The sequence below is a fragment of the Pseudorhodoplanes sp. genome (genome assembly GCF_035565855.1).
Taxonomy (GTDB): domain Bacteria; phylum Pseudomonadota; class Alphaproteobacteria; order Rhizobiales; family Xanthobacteraceae; genus Pseudorhodoplanes.
The window spans coordinates 1-3,023 of record NZ_DATMRX010000304.1; the positions used below are offsets into that span (position 1 = coordinate 1).

At 64.9% G+C, this 3,023-nt stretch carries 3 protein-coding genes and 1 pseudogene; 2 read left to right on the forward strand and 2 right to left on the reverse strand.

Annotation, left to right across the window (positions count from 1 at the left end; genetic code table 11):
• Window positions 1–230: pseudogene (locus tag VN004_RS17560) on the forward strand (PRC-barrel domain containing protein); the annotation flags it as partial.
• A 104-nt stretch (window positions 231–334) separates the two neighbouring features.
• Here the strand turns inward: VN004_RS17560 and VN004_RS17565 are convergent.
• Window positions 335–577 (reverse strand): hypothetical protein, encoded by a 243-nt coding sequence (locus VN004_RS17565; RefSeq protein WP_325612765.1) that lies wholly within the window; start codon window positions 575–577, stop codon window positions 335–337.
• A gap of 224 nt (window positions 578–801) precedes the next feature.
• Here VN004_RS17565 and VN004_RS17570 point away from each other — a divergent pair, with 224 nt between their 5' ends.
• Window positions 802–1,503 carry a phosphatase PAP2 family protein gene (locus VN004_RS17570; protein ID WP_325612767.1) on the forward strand — a complete coding sequence of 234 codons (702 nt, stop codon included), beginning with the start codon at window positions 802–804 and terminating at the stop codon, window positions 1,501–1,503.
• Between the two features lie 25 nt (window positions 1,504–1,528).
• Here VN004_RS17570 and VN004_RS17575 read toward each other — a convergent pair whose 3' ends face one another.
• Complete coding sequence (locus tag VN004_RS17575; protein WP_325612769.1) at window positions 1,529–2,728, reverse strand: YihY/virulence factor BrkB family protein; 1,200 nt, start codon at window positions 2,726–2,728, stop codon at window positions 1,529–1,531.
• Between the last annotated feature and the right edge of the window lie 295 nt (window positions 2,729–3,023).

Genomic DNA, 3,023 nt, shown 5'->3' on the forward strand with positions numbered 1-3,023 from the left:
ATTATGCGGTGCTCAGCTTCGGCGGCTTCATGGGCATCGGCGACGAGTATTATCCGCTGCCCTGGGCTTCGCTGAAATACAATACCGATCTCGGCGGCTATCAGGTCCACGTCACCGCGCAACAGCTCAAGGGCGCGCCGAAATATTCCAACGACGACGAGTGGGACTGGACCGACCCGTCACGGGGCCGCAAGGTCTCCGATTATTACGGAGCGACATGGGCGTATTGATTGGGCGTATTGATTGGGCGTATTGATAAGGTCTGTACGGCCGATCCACGTCATCGCAGTAAAAGAACCCGGCGTCACGCCGGGTTCTTTCTCCAGTGGATCGCTCAGGCCCCACGCACCGCGCCTGGTTGCTGATCGGGCGCACCATTGGGCTGGCTTTCGACATCATGTTTCATCGTGCCGCGCGGCGCTGCGTCCTGCATGCGCGGGAGATCCTTGTCGGGTGGCACCGGATCGACCATCGGGCGGTCTTCGTTCGGATGCGGTGCCGGAGGATTCTCGACCGGATAGGGCTGGCCCGGCTCTTCGGCCGGCGGCTGCGGGGGGTGTACGGGTTCTTTTGCCATGCCCAGTCAACCGCAGAATGCGGCGCGAGGTTCCGTGTGCAACCCGTGATCCTTGTCGCGCACGCAAGGAGTGGAAAGACCTACCGATCGCACGACGGAAATCGCATTCGTTTCCCGTCGGCGCGAACATTGGAATCCTGTTTCATTGACCCCCGGCGGGACCGCGCGCGATAGTTCCATCATAGCCACGCTGGCTATGAATGCCTTTGCCGGGGGGACCTGTCATGCGTCGTCATTCTGCCATCCGCTTCGCCTCTCTGCCCTTGCTGGTCGCAGCACTATGGCTCACCGCCAACCTTGCAGCGAAAGCCGCGTATCTGACGCCGGCGCAGGTCGATGTCACCCAGTTCATTGCACCGCCGCCCGCGCCCTCCTCGGAGGAGCAGAAGCGCGACCTGAAAGCGGTTCTCGACGCGCAGTCCGTGCGCACGCCTGCCGAAATCAAGCGCGCCAATGAAACCGAACAGCTGTCCGTCTTCTCCTTCGCGGACGTGCTTGGGCCCTCGTTCAACAAGGAGAAGCTGCCGAAGACCGCCGCGCTATTCCAGCAGATCTACGATGACACGCTCGTGCTGCTGCGGATCGGCAAGGACCGCTGGAATCGCCCGCGGCCATTCCTGGTGAGCAAGGATGTCCAGCCGTCCGGCCAGCAGCCGAAAAGCAGCGCCTATCCGAGCGGCAATGCCTGGCTCGGGCATCTCTATGCCATCGTGCTTGCGGACATCCTGCCGCAGAAAAGCGCCGTGCTTTTCGCGCGCGGCCGGGAGACCGGCGACAATCGCGTGATCGCGGGCGTGCATTACCCGAGCGATCTCGAAGGCGGCCGGCAGGCCGCCGTTGCGATGGCCGCCGTGTTGTTTACCGCGCCGGGTTTCCAGAAGGATCTCGCTGCGGCACGCGCCGAGTTGCGCGACGCGGGCTTCTAGCCCGCGCACGCGACCACCTGACCGATCAATCCTGCGCCTCGCCGACCGTATCGGCCATCGCGGCGCCGCGCGCACCGATCGGCTTTTCCGGACCCGTCGTGGTGTCGCGCGCGGTCTGATGCTCGATCTCCGAATTGATCTCGGCTCCGACGAGGATGACGATGGACGTCATCCACAACCACATCATCAGGCCGATGCCGGCGCCGAGCGATCCGTAGGTCGCGTCATAATTCGCGAAACGGCTGAGATACCAGGACAGGGCTGCGGAGCCCGCGAGCCAGGCGACGGTCGCGAAAATGCTGCCGACGCTGACCCAATGCCATTTCGGCGCCTCGCGGTCCGGACCGAAGCGATACAGCACCGCAAGTCCGAACAGCATGATGAGAAGCAGCACCGGCCAGCGTGCAAGATGCGTCAGCGTCTCCGCGAAGGTGCCGAGCCCGAGGAACGACAGCACCACCGGCAGCACGATCACCGCGCCGAACGCGATCAGCAGCACGCCGATCGCACCGACGGTCAAGGTCAGCGAGATCAGGTTCAGCTTGAAGAAGCCGCGCTTCTCCTCCTCGCCATAGATCACGTTGAGCGCATCGATGATCGCCTTCATCCCGGCATTGGTGCTCCAGATCGCCAGCGCGAGGCCGAACAGGAAGGTGAAGCTGAGCTGGCCGTCGCCGCGCGAGACGATACGCGTCACCTGCTCCTGCACGATGCCGTAGGCCTGCTCCGGCATCACCGTCGACAGGAACTGGAGCTGGTCGGAGATCGTCGAGGCGGCGGCGAACAGGGCATACGACGACACCAGCGCGGTGATCGCCGGAAACAGCGCGAGCAATCCGTAGAACACCACGCCCGCGGCGACCGCGAGCACGCGATCGCGTCCGATCTCCTTGTAGGTGCGGATCGCGATGTCCTTCCAGCCGGCCCAGGGGATCTGCCAGGCCGAGGTCGCCTGCCGTCCCCGGCCGGGCTCGCGGGAGCGCCGGTGCTGGTCGGCGATGGGCTCATCGCGCTCCTGCCGCTCACCGAATGGGCGGGAGGTATCGCCGGCCTTCGGGGCGTCCGCGGCTTCCTGGGAGGAGGCGCTGGGGTGCTCCGGGCCGGCGGATGGGGCTCTGGACCCGCGCGCCTGCGCGAGCCTGCCAAGCGCGGCCCCTGCCGCAAGACCGGCGAGCCAGAGCGGCAGGCTGATCGGCTTTGCATCCAACGACTTGGCGGGCGGCATGAAGGGTGGGTCCGGGCGGTAAGAATTGGTTTGCCGCTAACGCGAGGCTCACCGCAAAGTTGCCCACAAATCGCCGTCGCGGGCTTCCCCCCTCCCCGATTCTGGTCTAGACACGCGCCCGCGCGGGGCCATATGCCTCGCCCGAGGGCCAAGGACGCGCGCAAAGCGCGCCTTTTTTTTATGTGCGTTAAGCCCCCCACATCCGGGTACCTGCGGAGCCGATGCCGAAACGAACCGACATCAAATCGATCCTGATCATCGGCGCGGGCCCTATCGTCATCGGACAGGCCTGCGA